This window comes from Rhodococcus sp. NPDC047139 (genome assembly GCF_040643435.1).
GTDB lineage: Bacteria > Actinomycetota > Actinomycetes > Mycobacteriales > Mycobacteriaceae > Rhodococcus.
Map to the genome: position 1 here is coordinate 123,510 of NZ_JBEYUH010000006.1, position 17,119 is coordinate 140,628.

General features: G+C 66.8%; 19 protein-coding genes. 7 read left to right on the forward strand and 12 right to left on the reverse strand.

Going from position 1 to position 17,119, the window contains the following annotated elements; genetic code table 11:
* Positions 1-33: 33 nt before the first annotated feature.
* The 3 genes from ABZ789_RS09700 to ABZ789_RS09710 all read right to left on the reverse strand — a co-directional run bounded on the left by ABZ789_RS09700 (position 34) and on the right by ABZ789_RS09710 (position 2,068).
* Positions 34-471 (reverse strand): MaoC/PaaZ C-terminal domain-containing protein, encoded by a 438-nt coding sequence (locus ABZ789_RS09700; protein ID WP_358422519.1) that lies wholly within the window; start codon positions 469-471, stop codon positions 34-36.
* A complete protein-coding gene (locus ABZ789_RS09705; RefSeq protein ID WP_358422522.1) occupies positions 468-914 on the reverse strand; it encodes a MaoC family dehydratase N-terminal domain-containing protein in 447 nt (148 codons plus the stop codon). The genes ABZ789_RS09700 and ABZ789_RS09705 overlap by 4 nt, the downstream gene beginning before the upstream one ends.
* A gap of 92 nt (positions 915-1,006) precedes the next feature.
* Complete coding sequence (locus ABZ789_RS09710; protein ID WP_358422525.1) at positions 1,007-2,068, reverse strand: alanine racemase; 1,062 nt, start codon at positions 2,066-2,068, stop codon at positions 1,007-1,009.
* Positions 2,069-2,201: 133 nt separating this feature from the next.
* On the opposite strand from ABZ789_RS09710, the gene ABZ789_RS09715 reads away from it, so the two are divergent.
* Genes ABZ789_RS09715 through ABZ789_RS09730 form a run of 4 tightly spaced genes read left to right on the forward strand, consistent with a single transcriptional unit; the run spans position 2,202 to position 6,012 of the window.
* Positions 2,202-4,034: an amidohydrolase family protein gene (locus tag ABZ789_RS09715; RefSeq protein WP_358422528.1), complete on the forward strand. Its 1,833-nt coding sequence runs from the start codon at positions 2,202-2,204 to the stop codon at positions 4,032-4,034.
* On the forward strand, positions 4,031-4,672 hold the full coding sequence (locus ABZ789_RS09720) for a TetR/AcrR family transcriptional regulator (protein WP_358422531.1): 642 nt from the start codon (positions 4,031-4,033) through the stop codon (positions 4,670-4,672). Before ABZ789_RS09715 ends, ABZ789_RS09720 begins: the two co-directional genes overlap by 4 nt.
* Positions 4,662-5,534, forward strand: a complete 873-nt coding sequence (locus ABZ789_RS09725; RefSeq protein ID WP_358422534.1) for an alpha/beta hydrolase — start codon at positions 4,662-4,664, stop codon at positions 5,532-5,534. The genes ABZ789_RS09720 and ABZ789_RS09725 overlap by 11 nt, the downstream gene beginning before the upstream one ends.
* Before the next feature lie 4 nt (positions 5,535-5,538).
* A complete protein-coding gene (locus ABZ789_RS09730; protein ID WP_358422537.1) occupies positions 5,539-6,012 on the forward strand; it encodes a nitroreductase family deazaflavin-dependent oxidoreductase in 474 nt (157 codons plus the stop codon).
* Here ABZ789_RS09730 and ABZ789_RS09735 read toward each other — a convergent pair whose 3' ends face one another.
* The 6 genes from ABZ789_RS09735 to ABZ789_RS09760 all read right to left on the reverse strand — a co-directional run bounded on the left by ABZ789_RS09735 (position 6,013) and on the right by ABZ789_RS09760 (position 10,691).
* Positions 6,013-6,840: an ABC transporter permease gene (locus ABZ789_RS09735; RefSeq protein WP_358422540.1), complete on the reverse strand. Its 828-nt coding sequence runs from the start codon at positions 6,838-6,840 to the stop codon at positions 6,013-6,015. It abuts the gene before it with no gap.
* Positions 6,837-8,009, reverse strand: coding sequence for an ABC transporter substrate-binding protein (locus tag ABZ789_RS09740; RefSeq protein ID WP_358422543.1), 1,173 nt, complete (start codon positions 8,007-8,009; stop codon positions 6,837-6,839). The genes ABZ789_RS09735 and ABZ789_RS09740 overlap by 4 nt, the downstream gene beginning before the upstream one ends.
* Positions 8,006-8,746, reverse strand: a complete 741-nt coding sequence (locus tag ABZ789_RS09745) for an ATP-binding cassette domain-containing protein (RefSeq protein WP_358422546.1) — start codon at positions 8,744-8,746, stop codon at positions 8,006-8,008. Before ABZ789_RS09745 ends, ABZ789_RS09740 begins: the two co-directional genes overlap by 4 nt.
* Positions 8,722-9,768: an acyl-CoA dehydrogenase family protein gene (locus ABZ789_RS09750; protein ID WP_358422549.1), complete on the reverse strand. Its 1,047-nt coding sequence runs from the start codon at positions 9,766-9,768 to the stop codon at positions 8,722-8,724. Before ABZ789_RS09750 ends, ABZ789_RS09745 begins: the two co-directional genes overlap by 25 nt.
* Positions 9,769-9,772: 4 nt before the next feature.
* Positions 9,773-10,288 carry a DUF4242 domain-containing protein gene (locus ABZ789_RS09755; protein WP_358422552.1) on the reverse strand — a complete coding sequence of 172 codons (516 nt, stop codon included), beginning with the start codon at positions 10,286-10,288 and terminating at the stop codon, positions 9,773-9,775.
* 115 nt (positions 10,289-10,403) lie between these two features.
* Positions 10,404-10,691, reverse strand: coding sequence for a putative leader peptide (locus tag ABZ789_RS09760; protein WP_358422555.1), 288 nt, complete (start codon positions 10,689-10,691; stop codon positions 10,404-10,406).
* Here ABZ789_RS09760 and ABZ789_RS09765 point away from each other — a divergent pair.
* Entirely contained in the window at positions 10,585-11,181 is a 597-nt protein-coding gene (locus tag ABZ789_RS09765; RefSeq protein ID WP_358423133.1) for a TetR/AcrR family transcriptional regulator, read from the forward strand. The two genes, ABZ789_RS09760 and ABZ789_RS09765, sit on opposite strands and share 107 nt — an antisense overlap.
* 9 nt (positions 11,182-11,190) lie before the next feature.
* Here ABZ789_RS09765 and ABZ789_RS09770 read toward each other — a convergent pair whose 3' ends face one another.
* Entirely contained in the window at positions 11,191-12,309 is a 1,119-nt protein-coding gene (locus ABZ789_RS09770; protein ID WP_358422558.1) for an energy-coupling factor ABC transporter permease, read from the reverse strand.
* A gap of 134 nt (positions 12,310-12,443) precedes the next feature.
* On the opposite strand from ABZ789_RS09770, the gene ABZ789_RS09775 reads away from it, so the two are divergent.
* The gene (locus ABZ789_RS09775) at positions 12,444-13,670 is read left to right on the forward strand and encodes an acyl-CoA dehydrogenase family protein (RefSeq protein ID WP_358422561.1); all 1,227 of its coding nucleotides are present in this window, start codon (positions 12,444-12,446) and stop codon (positions 13,668-13,670) included.
* Between the two features lie 167 nt (positions 13,671-13,837).
* Positions 13,838-14,596: a TetR/AcrR family transcriptional regulator gene (locus ABZ789_RS09780; RefSeq protein WP_358422564.1), complete on the forward strand. Its 759-nt coding sequence runs from the start codon at positions 13,838-13,840 to the stop codon at positions 14,594-14,596.
* 17 nt (positions 14,597-14,613) lie between these two features.
* Here the strand turns inward: ABZ789_RS09780 and ABZ789_RS09785 are convergent, their stop codons facing one another.
* Both ABZ789_RS09785 and ABZ789_RS09790 read right to left on the reverse strand, forming a co-directional pair.
* On the reverse strand, positions 14,614-15,411 hold the full coding sequence (locus ABZ789_RS09785) for an alpha/beta hydrolase (protein ID WP_358422567.1): 798 nt from the start codon (positions 15,409-15,411) through the stop codon (positions 14,614-14,616).
* 25 nt (positions 15,412-15,436) lie between these two features.
* Complete coding sequence (locus ABZ789_RS09790) at positions 15,437-16,969, reverse strand: ATP-binding cassette domain-containing protein (RefSeq protein WP_358422570.1); 1,533 nt, start codon at positions 16,967-16,969, stop codon at positions 15,437-15,439.
* Positions 16,970-17,119 lie beyond the last annotated feature (150 nt).

Genomic DNA, 17,119 nt, shown 5'->3' on the forward strand with positions numbered 1-17,119 from the left:
TTCGGCGGTGAAGACAGCAAAGTCCGGGCCGCGTCAGGAAGGTAGCGCGAGCCGGACGTGGGTCTTGCCGAGTACCCGCTGGTCGCCGGCGGAGACCGTGAGATCGATGCGTGCGGTGCGTTCCGTCCTGTCGAGCTGCCCGATCTTCGCGGATATCGACAGTTCGGTGCCGTGCACCGAGTCGACCACTACGGGTCGCGTGAAACGGGTTTCGTAGGACAGGACTGCGGTGGGATCTCCGAGCCATTCGGTAACGGTTTGCAGGGCGAGGGCGACGGTGAGCATGCCCTGGCAGAGAACGCCGGGGAGTCCTTCGCCGGCCGCGACGGTGTCGTCGAAATGGATCGGGTTGAAATCGCCCGAGGCCCCGGCGTACCGCACCAGATCCTCCCGAGTCACCCTCAGCTCCGTCTTCGTGATGATCGCACCGACCTCGAGGTCGTCGAATTCGGTCGCGGCGCCGAGCGTCATGTGTCGTCCCCCCTGTGAATGAACTTCGAAGTGACCGATGCGACGAGATTTCCTGCGCTGTCCCGGATCTCGCAGATCGTAGACAGAATGTGGCCGCCGGCGCGTTCGATGACGTCCGTGATGGTCAGCGTGGTCGTGAGATCGTCACCGGCGACGATCGGCCGCCGGTACTCGACCTTCTCCGAGCCGTGCACCACTCGGTGCAGTTCGATACCGGTACCCGGCGTCTGTAGAAATTGCGTCACCGACGGGCTCTGGACGACCGTGGTGAAGGTCGCCGGAGCTACGACATCGGCGAATCCGGCGGCTCGGGATGCTTCGACATCGAGGTGAATCGGGTCGCTCGCGCGAACGGCGCGCGCGAACTCCCGAACCTTCTCCCGGCCGACGAGATAGGGCGTCGGCGGGAAGGTGCGTCCGGCGAGGTCGGGGTTGAGGGGCACCACCGCAGCGTAACGGCGGACGGGCGGCTCTCGCGTCGTGTTCGTGATCTACACGCCGAATTCGATGCGGTCGTGCAGAAGCCGTCTCGACCTCACGTGTTGCATCCTCTCGCCGCGACCTCCCATCGCTCCACCACCACGTTGCCGGAGACCGCCACCAGTTCGTTCGCGAGGTTCACGGCGTTGCACGCGTGGTTGGGAATCACCTGCACCCTGGCCCCGAGGTCCGGGCGGGTCGTCGGGTTCGGCCACTGCACTGTCGCGTGATGCTCCGACAGTGCAGTGATCCGCGCGGCGGGTTCGCCGAGGATGCGTCCGTACCCCGTGGCCCAGGTGGCCCGGTCGGCGCCGAGAACCTTGGATCCGGCGTCCAGGACGACAGTCTCGTCTCGGGCCGAGACGACCGTGGCGAGCACCGTCAGGGCGATATCGGCTTCGGTCACGACTCCGAGTTCGAGCTGTTGGGCATCACCGAAGACGTACACACCCGGACGCAGTTCGGTTGCGGGGGTGGGTAGATCGACAAGCGCGGTGGGTGATGATCCGCCGCTGATCACGGCCGGCTCGATCCCCGCAGTGCGGAGTGAATCGGCAGCGGCGGTAAGGGCGTCGGCCTCGTCCCGGGCAGCACGGTGTGGACCGTCGGGCGCGTACGAGTGGCCGGGGAAGGTGAAGACACCTCTCACCTCGAGACCGGCGTCGTGGGCAGCCGACGCCACAGTTCCCGCCTGTTCGGGCCGAACTCCGGTGCGGTGATGCCCGCTGTCGATCTCGACGAGGACGCCGATCGCAGTGCCGGCATGTTCGACGAGTTGCCGAGCTCCGGACGGGGAGTCGATCCCGACGGTGAGGCGACAACGGTCGGCCAGAGTGCGCAGCCGGGCGCCGCGGGCTGCGTCCACCCACAGCGGATATGCCACGAACAGATCCTCGAATCCGGCTTCGGCGAAGACCTCGGCTTCGGAGACGGTCGCGACCGTCAAGCCGCAGGCTCCCGCGTCGAGTTGGTGACGAGCGATCTCGAGGCACTTGTGCGTCTTCGCGTGCGGCCGCAGCGACAGGCTCCTCGACTGCGCCGACTGTGCCAGCCGCGCGATGTTGTGGTCGAGGACGTCGCGGTCGACGAGCAGTGCAGGGGTCGTGTCGAGCTCCATGGCCGAACCGTAGACGGTCACGCATCGCACGCGCACCATGCCCGCCGGAGCGATCGGAGGGGCTGTCCGAGTCCCCGAGCGCACGCCGAAATTTAGAGAGTGTGCAACCTCTTTTTCGTGCTACGCTCGCCCCATGAGTGGCGTGGATCACAGTGATCGGGATTTCGATGTCGTCGTCCAGGGCGGGCTCTGGTTCGACGGGACGGGTGCACCCGGAGTCGTCCGCAATCTCGGAATACGCGACGGGGTGCTCGTCACCGCGACCCCCGAGGAACTCCCGGCAGGGCCGGAGACCGAGGTCGTCGACGCCCGCGGCCGCTGGGTGATGCCCGGCTTCGTCGACACCCACACCCATTACGACGCCGAGGTGCTCGTGGGTCCGGGCTTGCCCGAATCGGTGCGACACGGCGTGACCACCGTGCTCATGGGCAACTGTTCGATCTCGACGGTGTTCGTGCCGCCCGTCGATGCCGCCGACCTGTTCAGCCGCGTCGAAGCGCTCCCGCGCGAGCATGTGCTCACGGCACTGGAGAAGTCGAAGACCTGGACCACGCCACGCGAATACATCGACGCGTTGAACAAGCTGCCGCTCGGTCCGAACGTGACCGCCTTCGTCGGCCATTCGGATGTACGTGCCTCGGTGATGGGGCTCGGTCGCTCCACCGAATCTGCGAACCGGCCGACCCGCGCCGAACTCGCCGACATCGACGCGCGGGTCGAAGACGCGCTCGACGCCGGATTTCTCGGTGTGTCGACCATGACGAACCCGTGGGACAAGATGGACGGCGACCGTTACCGCTCGCGCACGCTTCCGTCGACCCACGCGTCGTGGTCGGAATTCCGTCGTCTCCACAAGATTCTGCGCCGACGGGGTCGCACCCTCCAGGCGGTGCCGAATCTGAACACCAAATACGACGTCGCGTTCTTCGCGCTCGCCAGCACCGGCATCGGACGCAAGCCGATGAAGGCGTCCGTGCTCGCGGCGGCCGACACCAAGGCCGAACGCTGGGTGAACCGCATCTTCGGTCCGATCGCGTTCGCCGCGAACCGGATCGGCAAGGGTTCCTTCCGTTGGCAGCACCTGCCCACGACGTTCGAGGTGTACTCCGACGGCATCGACCTCGTCGTCTTCGAGGAGTTCGGCTCGGGCCGTGCTGCTCTGCACTTACAGGACGAGATCGCCCGCAACGACCTGCTGCGCGACGAAGCGTACCGTCGCTGGTTCCGGCAGGACTTCGAGAAGAAGTTCTCGCCTCGTGTGTGGCACCGCGACTTCGACGACACCCGGATCGTCGAATGCCCCGACGCTTCGCTCGTCGGCCGCTCGATCGGCGACGTCGCGCGCGAGAGGAATCTGCACCCGGTCGACACCTTCCTCGACCTGGTCGTCGAGTACGGCCGGAAGTTCCGTTGGCACACCGTCATCGCCAACGACCGGTCGAAGGTTGCGGACCGGCTCGTCCGTACACCCGGTATCACCGTCGGGTTCTCGGATGCCGGTGCCCATCTGCGGAACATGGCCTTCTACAACTTCGCTGTCTGCCTGCTCCGACGTGTCCACGAAGCCGAGAACGAGCGCAAGCCCTTCCTGACCTTGCCCGAGGCCGTCCGGAAGCTCACCGGCGAACTCGGCGACTTCTACGGGATCGACGCCGGATATCTACGGGTGGGCGATCGGGCCGACTTCGTCGTCGTCGACCCGGCCGGGCTGAACGAGGATGTCGACGCGTATCACGAGGCGCCGCTCGAGGAGTTCGGAGGACTGCGCCGGATGGTCAACCGCAACGATCGCGCGGTGACCGCGACGGCGGTCGCCGGCCGGGTGGTCTTCCGCGACGGCGAGTTCGTGCCCGGCTTCGGCCGGACCGTGGGTACGGGCAGGTTCCTGCGTGCCGGGATCGAGGAACGCGGACCCGCTCCGGCTCGTACGCCGGCACGTACGCCGGCAGGTGAGCCCGTCGCGTGAGCGCGCCCGCGGCACGTCGCACCCAGCAGGAGCGTAGGGAAGAGACGATCGGCCGTATCCTCGACGCGACCATCACCTCCCTCGCCGAGCTCGGCTACACCGCGACCACGATCGGCGAGGTGTGCCGCCGCTCGGGAGTCTCGTCCGGCGGGGTGTTCAGGCACTTCCCGACGCGACTCGAGCTGATGATCGCGGCCGCCGACGCCGTACGTGAACGGCAGTTCGCGAACTTCGAAGTGGGACTTGCGGCGCTGGGTGAGGACCGGGAGGACGTCGGCGAGTCGCTGCGGGTCTGCCTCGAGCTGTTGCGTACCGCCTGCCGGGCACCGATGAACGCCGCCTGGTACGAACTGCTCGGCGCGGCGCGCACCGATCCGGTCCTGCGCGAACACCTCGTGCCGATGGCGGAGCGGTACCACGCCCAGATCGTGGAGTTCGGGAGGTCGCTGCCGGTCGCGACCCGGTTTCCGCCCGAGATCTTCGACAACGTTCTGCTCTCGCTCGTCCACATGTTCGACGGTGAAGCGCTGTCGTGGACAGTGCATCCGCAGCCCGAACTCGAGGTACAGCGGATCGAAGTGGTGGCCCGGATGTTGTTCGGCGTCACATCTGACATAAGTTCGAGTAATGAGCACTGACGGGTCTGCTCCCAGGTGGTTCGTAGACGCACTCGCCGCGCCGGTCGAGACCGGGAAGGTAGAGGTGGCGGGCGCGACCATCGCCTACCGGGCGTGGGGTGAGGCCGGCGCGGAAGGCGTCGTCCTCATCCACGGAGGTATGGCGCACTCGGGCTGGTGGGACCACATCGGTCCGCAGATCGCAGTCGGTCGCCGTGTGGTCGCGCTCGACCTGAGCGGTCACGGCGACAGCGACCATCGCGAGCATTACACCCTGGACGCCTGGTCCGAGGAGGTTCTGGCTTCGGCCGAAGCCGGCGGTATCAGTGGCCCGCCCATCCTCATCGGCCACAGCATGGGCGGCATCGTGGCGTTCGCGGCGTCGCATCTGTACGGCGACAAACTTGCCGGCGTGGTGATCATCGACTCTCCGGTTCGCGACATGACACCCGAGGAAGTCGAACTGCGTGCGAAGGCCGTCGCGAACGCCGGACCGCCGAAGGTATATCCCTCGGTAGAGGCAGCCGTTGCTCGATTCCGGCTCGTACCGCCGCAGGACGACGCGGAACCCTACGTGCTCGAACACATTGCGCGCGGGGCGCTGAAACAGGTGAGCGGGGGATGGTCGTGGAAATTCGACAATATGCGCATGGGACGCGAAGGACGCCGTAGCCTCGAGGTGATGAGTCCGGGATGTCCTGTTGCGTACTTCCGCTGCGAACGCGGCATCATCGACGATGCGCTGTTCGAGCGGATCGCCGACACTCTGGGGCCGGATGCGCTTCTGATCGAACTTCCGTCCTCGGGCCATCATCCGATGATCGATCAACCGCTTGCCGTCGTCGCTGCAGCGCGCACGCTGCTGGGAGCCTGGGGGAAATAGACGCATGAATCTGCTCCGGCCGGTCGCTGTCCGTATCGGAGCATTGCCGTGGCTGCCACGGTATTCGCGCCCGATCATCGCAGTGGACAAGGCCATCCAGCTCGTCACGCGCGGCAAACTGACCTTGCTGGCGCTCGCGAGGCTTCCCTCTCTCGTACTCACCGTGAAAGGCCGCAAGACCGGCGAGCCCCGGTCCACGCCGCTGCTGTGTGTGCCGCACGACGGGGGATGGCTTGTGGTGGGGTCGAACTGGGGCCACCCGAAACCGCCGTCGTGGGCCGTCAACCTGCGCTCGGCCGACCGCGCCGAGGTCCTCTACGACGGGTCGGCTCATACGGTGTCGGTGCGGGTCGTGGAGGGTGAGGAGCGTGAGCGAATGTGGCAGGTCCTGCTGCGGACGTGGCCCAACTACGCGCTCTACGCCCAGCGCACCGACCGTGAGCTCCCCGTATTCGTGCTGACGCCCTTCGACTCCTGATCAGGGGCCGAGGGGCCGGTCGGCTTCCTCCACGCTCACCGCTTTGCGACGTTCGCGCAGCAGATGCCGAGCCGCCCAGTCGAGCCAGAAACCGAGGAAGCCGATCACGACGATGACAGCCATCACCTGGTCGTAGGAGAGCTGATCGCGGGCGTTGAGGATCTGATAGCCGAGACCGGAACGCACACCCAGCATCTCGGCGGGGACGAGCACGACCCACGCGATACCGAGACCGACCCGCAGACCCGTCTGCACCTGCGCACGGATTGCCGGCAGCACGACGGTGGTGAGTATTTCCAGGCGGGTCGCGCCGAAGGAGCGTGCCACCATCAGGTAACCCTGGTCGATGCCGTGCACACCGGCAGCGGTGTTGATGACGATCGGCCATATCGCCGCCGCGGCGATCAGGAAGAACACCGGCTGGTGTCCGATGCCGAACAGTGCCACTGCGATCGGAGCCCAGGAAAGGGGCGAGATCATCCGCAGGAACTGCATGACGGGCATCGTCGCGCGTTCGACAAGCGGGTTGAGGCCGATCAGCAACCCGAGCGGGATGCCGAGAGTCGCGGCGATCAACAACCCCACCAGCAACCGCCACAGGCTCGCAAGGGTGTCGGGTAGCAGCACGCCGCGCGCGAACAGGTCGACGATCGCCGGGAAGACGTACTGCGGGGCGAAATCCCGCACGAGCGAATCCGGAGCGACGAGCACGGTCGTGACGAGCCACCACAAGGCGACGGCGATGACGATGGCGACGGCCTGAGGGACGAACGGCAGGCGCACGCCGGTGCGGGCCGGAGCGGGAGCCGTGCTGGTCGGGGCGCTCACGAGGGATCGACCTCCTCTGTGCGGGTGAGATCGGTGGGCAGGCCGAAGGCGTCGGTGCCGTCGACACGAGTGAGGGACGTGCGGACGAACCGGTCGTCGACGAGATCGTCGTGCACGGTCGCCGGATCGAGGCGCGACAGAAATCGCGTGTCGCCGTCGACGACGGTGTCGTGCATCGCCTCGATCAGTGCCGCGGTGAAACTCGGGAACGGAAACGGCTGATAACCGATGCGCTGAGGTTGCCACTGCGGGTGCACCGTTCCGGCCTCGCGGCCCGGATAGGTGAGTGCTTTCGTGATGGCGGGCAGCGGCTGCGGCAGATAGCCGGAGGACAGCAACCCGGCGGCAGCCTGGCGGTCGGCGCCGATCTGCAGTTGGGCGGCGACAACCGAGTCGGTGAGAGCCTGCACGGCCACCGGATCGCGTGCGATCAGTTCCTCGTGAACGAGCAGTGCACAGCACGCATGGTCGCGCCAGACGTCGCCGAGGAACCGGTGGATCCGCCCGACCCCGCGGACTTCCGCAGCGGCATTGAACGGATCGGCCACCGTGAAACCGGCGATCGAACCGTTTGCCAGGGCCGGAATCATGTCGGACGGCCCCATCACGACGAGCCCGACCGTGCGGGCGGACTTCGACGGCGCCTCCCGCACGACCGGTGTCAGCCCGCGGGCACGCAGCAGTTGCTGCAGCGCGATGTTGTGGATCGACCACCAGAACGGGATCGCCACCTGCTGCCCGGCGAGGTCGTCGAGGTCGGTGATGTGCGGTGCGACCGTCAACGCCGAACCGTTGGTGTGGTTCCAGCCGAGGATGCGCACGGAACTGCCCAGGCTGTAACGCAACTGGACGGCCATGGGCATGAGCAGATGCACGACGTCGACGCGGCGGCTGACGAAGGCCTCGGCGAGCGACGCCCAGCTACGGAAGAGCACCGGCTCGGCCGGATCGACCACACCGGACGGGTACAGACCCGATCCGTGCGCGACGAGCAACGGCGCGGCGTCGGTGATGGGCAGATAACCGATGCGCAACCGTCCCGTCCGATTGGTGCGATCGGCGGTGGCGGTACGCGCGAGATCGACCACTCCGGCGACACCGCCCGCAGCCGCGAGACCCAGTGCGCCGCGCATCAAGGTACGGCGGCCGAACAGACCCGGTTCGGTCATGTCGCGGACAAGGAGGAGTCGCGGTAGTGCGCCAGGATCTCCGTGCGCAGGGTGTCGCGCTCGACCACCGACGTGTCGCCGAGAGACCACTCGTGCCGAACGACACCGTTGTGCCCGAACAACGCGATGCGGTCGGCCAGCTCGAGGGCTTCGTCGATGTCGTGCGTGACGAGGACCGTCGTGAACCCGAGATCGCGCGCGAGTTCCCCGAGCCACGCACGCAGGTCGGAACGGGTGGCCGGGTCGAGAGCGCTGAACGGCTCGTCGAGCAGCAGCAGCCGCGGACGCACCGCCACCGCGCGGATCACCGCGATGCGCTGCGCCTGCCCTCCGGACAACTGGTCGGGGTAGTAGCCGGCGAGCGCGGAGAGTCCGAATCGCTCGAGGAGCGAGTCGGCGTAGGCGCTGTCGAACCGCTCCCGATGCGCTGCGAAACGTCCACCGAAGGCTATGTTCTGGCGAACCGTCAGCCACGGCATCAGGAACGGTTGCTGGAAGACCATTCCGGTGTGCGGACGGTTGTCGCCCTCGGTGTCGGGCCAATCGACGGAGCCCCGGTCGAGATGATCGAGGCCTGCGACGATCCGGAGCAGCGTCGACTTGCCGCTACCACTGCTGCCGAGGACCACGAGGAACTCGCCGGTCGCGATGTCGAGGTCCACGCCCTGCAGGACGGGCGCCTTGCGTCCGGTGAAGCTCTTGTATCCGTTGGTTATTCGTACTGCGACAGTTCCCACCGAAGCTGTCCTTCCGACGGCGACTGAATGGGCAGGAAGGCCGCTTCGCGGAACCTGCGGTTGGTGGCGCTCGCCGACGCGTAGCCGGCGCCCCCGCGCAGTGTGGCCTCGAGGCGGGTCGCAGCGACCGCGACGACCGAACCGTCGAGTCGCAGGCGGATGAACTCCGCCGGCGGGACGACAGATGGGTCGGCCGCGAAGCGGTAGAGGCGCTCACGCAGGGAGTCGTACTGTGCCGACACGTCTTCGAACTCGCTCGAGAACTGTGCACCGAGACCGTCCAGGCGCGTCGACGCTTCGGAGAGCGACGCTCGCGTGATGCCCGAGCAGAAGGAGGTCTGCAGGAGCATGAACGTCGGGCGAATCATGCCGCAGAATCCGGCGAGGTTCTCGGTCAGGATGTGCGACTGCGGAATTCGTACTCCGTCGAATCTCAGCGAAGTCGACGACGTGGCGCCCAGCGCGAGCAGTTCCGGCGGGTTCGCGATCGTGATGCCCTCGGCATCGGCACGCACCACGGCGACGAGGCGTTCCCCGTCGGCCGTGCGCGCAGGGAAGACGATGAGGGAGTCGGGAAAGACGTTGGACGCCCAGTGGATCGGTCCGGTCACCGTGATGCCGTCGTCGGTGCGCTCTGCAAGCAGTGGAAGCTCGCCGAGGCCGGCGAGGTGCTTGAGGGCGGCGGCCATCGCCGTCACGCCGATCGTGCGCCCCGAAGCCAGATCGTCGCGATAGAGGTCGCGCAGGAATTGCGGTGCGCGATCTATGTATTCGAGCGCCATACGCTGCGCCCACAGCGAGAATCCGACCGTCAGCGACTCTGCGGCGACCTCGTCGACGACCGCGACCATCTCGTCGAGACACTCTCCGCTGAGGCCTTTGCGGAGCAGGCCCGCCTCGCCGATGTGCGCGAGGTCGATGCGGATGTCGGTCTCACCCCGATCGAGGGCAGCGGCGCGGTCGCGCACGAAAGCCGCGATCGCAGCGCGCTGCTCGTAGGTTCGTTCGATGGCCGCGGTCATCTATCTATCCTTCGAGGGAGTGGAGCCGGTCGATGGGCGTGCTGACGACCTCGCGAGCGCGGACGACCGCGGCCTCGTCGGGGGCGTTGTAGAAGCACAGGCACTTGTCCATGTCCTCGCGGACGTAGGTGCGCAGGAAGCTCACCTCGGGGACGTCGGCGTACTTCGGCGAATTGGCCTTCTTGCGGGCGAGATAGGTGTCCATGTCGATGGTGTCCGGGATGTCCCACTCGACGAGATAGCCGGCCTCGGGCCGGGTGGCCTTGATCTGCGCGAGATCGGCGCCGACGAGGCGAACCTCGTTCGGACCCACGATCTCTGCGACATCCAGGGTGGTGGACTCGAGCTGGGCCGGGCGGCACGCGTCGAACTCGGCGATCGCGAATACACGCTTGCCGCCGGTGGTGACCTGCGATTCGATGAGTTCGCCGCCGGCGGCGACGACGGCTTCGTCGAAAGCCTTGATCGCGGCCTCGGCCTGGCCTTCGTTGGGGACGAGTTCGTAGAGATACAGCGACATGGGGTCACCTTCCGGGGAATGTGGATCGGAAACTGTGACCGGCCTGGGCGCGGCGGGCGCCGTTTCGCGTCGGCGACGGCGCAGCCATGACAGGCGGCGCGCAGACAGGGGCCGGTCAGCGGTGGGAACGACGACACGCAGCAGTCGCGACCCGCACGAGATCCACGTGCAGGCGGCGAGTCAGAAGGCTGCGTGTCACGGTCGTCACCGTACATGTGAATAGACCGGTCTGTCTATCCGGGATCTCGGTTACCCTGGGGTCCGTGCGTACGCTCGCCGAGACCTCAGCAGCAGGCATTCCCGAGTCTCCGAAGAACCCCGAGCCCTCGAAGAACGCGGCGAAGCCTGCACCCGCCCGTCGTCTGCTCGACACCGCGAGCGCGCTCTTCGCCGAACACGGCATTCGCGCTGTGGGAATCGACCGCATCCTCGCGGAGGCCGGGGTGGCCCGCGCGAGCCTGTACTCGTCGTACGGATCGAAGGACGCACTGGTACTCGCGTATCTCGACGAACTCGACAAGCACGATCGGCAGCGGTGGCACGCAGCCGTCGAAACGCTGGACGAACCGGTCGCGAAGATCCTCGCCTTCTTCGATCTCGCTATGCAGTCGGCGCCGAAGAAGAACTTCCGGGGGTGCCAGTACGCGAATGCCGCGACCGAATTCCCACGGGAACCGATCGAGCCGGTGGTCGCGCACCGGCGATGGTTGCTTTCGACACTCGTCGAACTGCTCGACCTCGCCGGCGCGACCGAACCGGACAGTGTGGCCCGGCGGGTGCAACTGATCTACGACGGCGCGCTCGCCGGCAGCAAGTTCGAGCATTCCGTCGAGTCCATCACGCTCGGCCGGGAGATGGCCGCGGCGATCATCGAGGCGCACCTTCCGCACTGACCGGTGTGCTCAGGCGGTGGGCATACGCCGCGGCGCGGTCTTCGCCGTGCCGACGGTGGTCGCCGGCCGGGGCACGAGTGCGCGGAAGCCCACGCTCGCGAGGACGAAGGTGCCGAGCGCGCCCAGTGCTGCGGCCACGCCCGTCGAGCCGGGACGTCCGGCGATCGTGTAATCCGCGAGCGCACTGTCCGCGAGTCGATGTTCCTCGACGCCCCGCGCCATGCATTCACCCGTGAGCTCGTCGGCGGACTGCACGTCGATCTCGCACCCCCGTGCGGTGGCGACCTCGAGAGCACCGGGAGTGTCCACGGCGAGAGGACCGAGGAGCCCTGCGATGGCCAGTGAGGCAACCGCCAGCCCCACGAACAGCGTCCCGCGAGCACGTGGGCGCGGGGGCGGAGCAGGGGAGGTATCCGCGTCGAGTGGGTTGGGCGGGAGTCGCGTGAGATAGACGGACTCCGGGGACACCCGTGCGACGGCGAGTACGACGGCGACCGTCACCAGCCCTTCGACCACCCCGATCGGGATGTGTGTCGCGTAGAGGAACCCGATGTTCGACATCGGCACCGTGGAGGTGCCGCCGAGCGCGAACTCGACGACGAATCCCGTCACGGCCGCGAGGACCGAGACGAATCCGCCGACGAAGGAGGCCAGGCCGAGGGAGGCGAAGGGGCGCATCCCGCGGTGCTCGCACAATGCGCGCAGCGCCGTCGCGGCGAGGAAGCCGGCCGCGACGGCGACGAGCACCATGTTGGTGACGTTCGCGCCCACTGCGGACAGGCCTCCGTCCGCGAAGACGAAAGCCTGCACCACGAGGACGATGGTCAATGCCACGGCACCCACGAACGGGCCGAGCACGATCGCAGCCAGTGCACCGCCGACGACGTGTCCGCTGACATCCGGCAGTACCGGCACATCGACCACCTGCAAGGCGAAGACCAGGGCGCAGACGGCCGCCGCGGTGGGTACAGCCTGCTTGTTCAGGTCGCTGCGCGCGTACCAGGCGGCGATGCCGACTCCGATCACGGCGATGACGAAGAACCACGCGGACGCCCGGTCGGCGATCAGACCGTCGCCCATGTGCAGGGCAAGGATGTTCGTGTCCGCGAAGCCGCTCGTTTCGGCCATCTCCGATGTCCCTCTCGCCGACGGAGTGCTCTGCGGCGAAGGCTAATACCGGCACCCGGTATGCGGAGCGTTTTCCGAGTGCCGAATGAGACGAAAGCCTGGGCAGGAAACGCCACCTGTTCTATGTTCGCTGCATGTACGAGTGGTCCGACACAGACCTCATGTTCCGCGACGCTCTACGCGGATTCATCGAGAAGGAAATCCGTCCGCACGTCGACAGTCTCGAGTCGGGAGAGTTGCCGCCGTACGACATCATCCGGAAGTTGTATGCGACGTTCGGCATCGACGAGATGGCCCGCGAGTCGCTCGAACGTGCCCTCGCGAAAGAAGAACGCGGAGAAAAGAGTTCGGGATCGGCCGGCGGAACGGGCGGGTCGCCGGGAATGGGGGCTCTGCTCAACATCGAGATCGCGGGGGTGAGCCTCGGCCTCATCGCGTCCCTGGGAGTGAGCCTGGGACTGACCGCGGGCACGATCCGCAGCCGCGGGACGCTCGCGCAGAAGAAGCGCTGGTTGCCGGAACTGGTGACCTTCGAGAAGGTCGGAGCATGGGCCATCACCGAGCCCGATTCGGGGTCGGACGCCTTCGGCGGGATGAAGACCACCGTGCGCCGCGACGGGGAGGACTACATCCTCAACGGCCAGAAGACGTTCATCACCAACGGTCCGTACGCCGACGTGATCATCGTGTACGCGAAACTCGACGAGGGCGATACCGCCGTGGATCGCCGCGACCGCAAGGTGCTCGCGTTCGTCCTGGACAAGGGCATGGAGGGGCTCACGCAGAGCCCGCCGTTCAAGAAGATGGGCATGAACTCGTCGCCCACGGGTGAGCTGTTCTTCGACAACGTGCGCCTGACCCCCGACCGGTTGCTCGGCGAGACCGAGGACGGCGGCCGCGGCGACGGCAAGGACAGCGCCCGGGAATCGTTCGCGGCAGAGCGAATCGGCATTGCCTATCTCTCACTCGGCATCATCGAGCAGTGCCTGACGCTGTGCACCGAGTACGCGAAGTCGCGGAAGTTGTGGGGTAAGGAGATCGCACAATTCCAGTTGATCCAGCTCAAGCTCGCCGAGATGGAGATCGCCCGGGTGAACGTGCGCAACATGGTCTTCAGCGCGATCGAGCGGGCAGAGGCGGGGAAGCCGGTGAGCCTCTCCGAGGCCTCCGCGATGAAGCTGTACTCGTCGAGGGCCGCGACCGAGGTGGCGATGGAAGCTGTGCAGTTGTTCGGCGGAAACGGATACATGGCGGAATATCGCGTGGAACAACTCGCACGCGACGCGAAATCGTTGATGATCTATGCAGGGAGTAACGAAATTCAGGTAACACATATCGCGAAGGGCTTGCTCGCACAGTAAACGCCCTGCATCCAGCCCTTCGAAATGCGCAAATGGGACAACTGTCGGACGGGGATGACAATTCGTCCGGTGTGTCGACTATTCTTCGCCATGAGAAAAGTTATGCCGGTCACCGACGAGGGGAGTGACCGGTTCCATAGGGGAATCGAGCGGAAATCGGGGGAGCGATGTACGCGGAACGAAGGGGCGGCGAACAGTCGTCGACAACGGCAACGACGGACGGCCGGAGCGCTCGTGCAGAGCGCACTCGTCAGGCCGTCATAGAGGCCCATATCGCGCTCATCCGGGCGGGGGAACTCAAACCCACAGGGGCGCAGATCGCTTCGCGCGCCGGAGTGTCGCTCCGGTCGTTGTGGGGGCATTTCGGAGATCTGGAAACACTGTTCGCCGCCACCGGCGCCGAATTGATGCGACGGCAGGACGACGCCTACGAACCGGTCGATCCGTCGCTGCCGCTTGCCGAACGGATCGATGCCTACTGCCGCCAGCGGGCGGAATTGCTCGAGTTCATCGCGCCGTTCGCGCGTTCGTCCGAGATCCGCGCACCGTTCTCGCGCGAATTGCAGCGCAATCGCCTGCGCTATCTCGATCGGGCGCGATACGAGATCAGGGCATTGTTCTCCGACCAGTTCGAAGGTGTCGACGACACCGTCCGGACGCACATCGAGAATCTGCTGGGAGTCTCGACGACGTGGCCGATGTGGGTGTCGCTGCGGGATGTGCTGCGACTGTCCGTGCCCGAAGCGGTCGAAGTCATGAAGCGGTCGGTGTCGGCCCTGCTGGCGGAAGTATCCGCTGCCGGAAGGCCGCAGGCGATCACGCGCGTCGATGAGGAACAGGACGCGGTGGCGTCGCGTCGAACATATCCGCACTCTCAGCCGAATGCGGCGCTGGGACCGCGCGAGCAGGTCGTCGTTCCGGTGTGAGCAGTGGAGCGCGCCCGTCAACTCCGGCGGGCGCGTGCGGCGAGAAAGGTCTCGACCGCAGGAAGTGCGGCCGCCACCGTCTCGGCGTGGTCCACCCCGCGCAGAATCGCGAGTCGCGCACCGGACACGGTGCGTGACAACGCGCGAGTGTCCTCCACGCGGAGGTGGTCCTCGGATCCGGCGACGGCGAGCACGGGCAGGGCGAGGCTCTCGAGCGTCTCGTCGTCGATGCCCGGTTCCCGGTCCGAGCGACGGAAGTAGGCGGCCAGAGCGCGCGCGTCGTTCTCCAGGAAAGCCGAGCGTGTCGCCTGATCGACCGGGCTGCGACGCTGCTTCTCCCATGCCCGGACGAAGCCGTCCATGCCCTCGCGTTCGAGCACGTCGGCGGAGTCCGGGAAGAACATCGCGTCCATCGCTCCGCGCTGGGGCCGGGCACTGCCCCCGAGCAGTGACAGGCTCGACAGTCGCTCGGGGGCGGTGACGGCGAGTGCAAGACCGGCACGGGCACCGAACGAATACCCCACGTAGTGCGCTCGGTGCACCTTCACCGCATCGAGGACGGCGAGCAGGTCTCCGACGATCGCGTCCATGGCGTATGCGTCCTCGCCGTGGGGAGTGTCGCTGCGGCCGTGGCCGCGCAGGTCGGGCATGACGAGGTGGAAGTCCCTGCTCAGGGTCTTGACGTACCCGAATCCACGCCACACCGCCGACGACAGTGCGCTGCCGTGAACGAGCAGGACGCACGGTCGATCCTCGCTGCCTGCCGTGGTGAACCGGATCCGGGTACCGTCGGCGGGATTCGTCGCGTGGTTCATCCCTGCAGTATGTCCGCTCGGTTGATCACCGCAGCGCGATGGACCGACGCACCCCCACTTCCTGCAGGAAACGCTTGTCGTGCGAAACCACGACGAGCGCCCCACCGTATCCCCGCAGCGCCTGCGTCAGGTGTGCGAGGCCGGCCAGATCCAGGTTGTTCGTCGGTTCGTCGAGCAGCAGTAGTTGCGGAGGAGGATCGGCCGCCAGGACGATCGCGAGGGCAGCGCGCAGTCGCTCACCGCCGGACAACGCACCCACGGGTACCTCGGCTCGGTGGCCGCGGAACAGGAAGCGAGCCAACCGCGCACGTACCTGCTGCGAGGTCAGGTGTGGCGCGCGATCCTCGGCATTCTCCGCGACCGAGCGATCGTCGTCGAAGATGTCGAGACGCTGCGGAAGCAGCGCGAAGGGGACGAGGGGGCCGGCCTCGGCGATGTCGTGGAGCAGGGTCGTCTTCCCCGATCCGTTCGGTCCGCGCAGTGCGATCCGTTCCGGCCCGACGATCTCGACCGGTGTGTCCGCCACCCGCCGGCCGGGTGGGACGGTGCTTCCTGGCAGATCGATGCGGATCTCCAGGTCGTCGCGCACCAGATCCTGCGCACGATCGAGATTCTCCCGCGCCGCGGCAAGATCTTGTTCGTGCTCGCGGCGATAGCGTCCGGCCGAGTCCTGCGCCTGCCGCTTGCGTGCGCCCATCACGATCTTGGGCTCGCGTTTCTGCTCGTACATCTTCTGCCCGTATCGCTGTCGCCGGGCGAGTGCGACCTGCGCGGTCGTGAGTTCGCGTGCCTGTCGCCGCACGTCGTTGCGGGCCTCCCGTACAGCAGCCTGCGCGGCCTGCTGTTCTTGCGCGACGATCCTCTCGTACTCGTCGAATGCACCGCCGAACAGACGCAACGAGCCCTCGCGCAGTTCGGCGATCGAATCCGCCCCCTCGAGAAGTTCGCGGTCGTGAGTAGCGACGACCACCGTGCCGGTGAACCGCTCGAGCGCGTCCTGCAGGCGCGCGCGGCCGTCGGCGTCGAGGTTGTTGGTCGGTTCGTCGAGCAGCAGCACGTCGGGTTCGTCGAGCAACCGTGCGGTGAAGGCGAGCAGTACGGTCTCGCCCCCGGAGAGTTGCCCGACGGTGCGATCGAAGTCGGCAGGCTCGTGCAGTATCCGGTCGAGACCGACACGGTGCACGAGTGCGAGGGCGCGGTCCTCGATGTCCCAGCGGTCACCGACGATCTCGAAATCCCGATCGGAGAATGTTCCGGATTCGATGCGGTGCAGCGATTTACGAACCTCGTAGATCCCGAGAACGCGGTCGACCGGCACCGTGGGGTCGAGGGTGACGTCCTGGGGTAGACAGGCGAGTCGTCCGCGTACGGCCACCGAACCGGAGGTGGGGCGGAGTTCACCCGCGATCAGGCGCAGCAGAGTGCTCTTACCGCTCCCGTTGCGCCCCACCAGCCCCGTGCGCCCGGCCGGGATGACGGCATCGATGCCCTGCAGGGCGCGGGTGCCGTCGGGGTGGACGTAGGAGAGTGCGGACAAGTTGATACCGGACGAAGACATGGTGGCTCCCGAAAGGTGAGGGTCGGCGGCGCGAGTGCGCGGGACGGGACTCACAGGAGCAACGAATTTCTCCGATCGACGGGTACCTGATCCGAACACGATGATGGATCCGATCCGTCCCGGACGCAACGGAATATTTCACCCCGCCGC